Source organism: Macrococcoides caseolyticum, from assembly GCF_002902665.1.
GTDB classification, from domain to species: domain Bacteria; phylum Bacillota; class Bacilli; order Staphylococcales; family Staphylococcaceae; genus Macrococcoides; species Macrococcoides caseolyticum.
Genome location: NZ_PPRM01000088.1, coordinates 1 through 383, shown reverse-complemented (window position 1 = coordinate 383; position 383 = coordinate 1). Strand labels below are relative to the sequence as shown.

The window sequence follows — 383 nt, the reverse complement described above, 5'->3', positions numbered from 1 at the left end:
AGTTCATACCCCATCTGATTCACTTCAAAAGGATCAATGTCACGGCCTTTAAAGGACTGTTCAATGAGATGTGCTTGAATGTCCTTGCCTTCATCCTTCGCCTTGTTGAACGCTTTCCTCACGACACCAAATTCATATTCAGCGTTACTCGGATCACAGTTGATGCCAGACATCGCAATACACTTCTTCTCCTGTGTGTCCTTATCTTTACCATCACGCCCATATTTGATGGATGCCGTGGCACTTTTAGACGAAGCTACTTTAGTCTGTGCCATATCTGATGCACCTCACTCTGAAGTCGTTCAAATTCATGCTGAGATGCCTGAAATTCTTCTGTCAGCTTTTTAATCGCATTCAATTCTACAGCACCAACATAGGGTTCA

1 protein-coding gene is annotated in these 383 nt (G+C 43.3%); it reads right to left on the bottom strand.

Annotated elements, in window-relative coordinates; all coding sequences use genetic code 11:
* Positions 1-275 (bottom strand): relaxase/mobilization nuclease domain-containing protein (locus CD152_RS10155; protein ID WP_169926199.1); only part of this gene is annotated, 275 nt, incomplete at its 3' end.
* Between the last annotated feature and the right edge of the window lie 108 nt (positions 276-383).